This is a genomic window from Corynebacterium sp. KPL2734, assembly GCF_040225595.1.
In the GTDB taxonomy this organism is placed as follows: Bacteria; Actinomycetota; Actinomycetes; order Mycobacteriales; family Mycobacteriaceae; genus Corynebacterium; species Corynebacterium rhinophilum.
On record NZ_JBEHFO010000061.1, the window covers coordinates 1 to 582 of the forward strand.

The following is a 582-nucleotide window of genomic DNA, read 5'->3' on the forward strand; positions in this document are numbered from 1 at the left end:
AGCGGGAACGCCAAGGCTCGGTAGATGGCCGCAGTGATGCCGATATACGAGCCGAAAACGCTCGCCTGCGTCGTGAGCTAGCTGAGGCCAAGATGGATAACGAGTTCTTGTCAAAAGCCACCGCCTTCTTCGCTGCGAAGCAACGCGATCGGAAAAATTTGAGCTAATGCAGCAGGAGAAGGCGAACTACAGCATAAAAAGAATGAGCAGGTTATTAGAGGTTTCCCGTTCTGGCTACTATAAATGGCACAAGGCTCAAGCAGTACGGCTTCGCGGCGAAAATCAGCGTCAGAGATTCCTCGACCAGTTAGACAGAAAAATTCATGACATCTGGCAAGATTCTGACGAAGTCTACGGTGCACCACGGATTACTGCAGAACTCGCCGAGGGTGGGGTCTATGTCAATCGCAAAACCGTGGCCAAACGCATGCGGATGATGGGTATTGAAGGCATCTCACCTAGAGCATTTGTTCCCGTAACGACGATTCAATCCAAGCGGAAGTCCACGCTTCCAGACCTAGTGAAACGCCTATTTGATCAAGGGCAGCTTAATCGAGTGTGGATGTCGGATATTACCTATCT

Annotated in this window: 1 protein-coding gene; it reads left to right on the forward strand. The window is 50.5% G+C overall.

What is annotated here, in order from left to right; translation table 11 throughout:
- Nucleotides 1-166: 166 nt before the first annotated feature.
- Nucleotides 167-582: IS3 family transposase (locus ABRP88_RS11430; protein WP_349837266.1), on the forward strand; the 416-nt coding region annotated here is incomplete at its 3' end.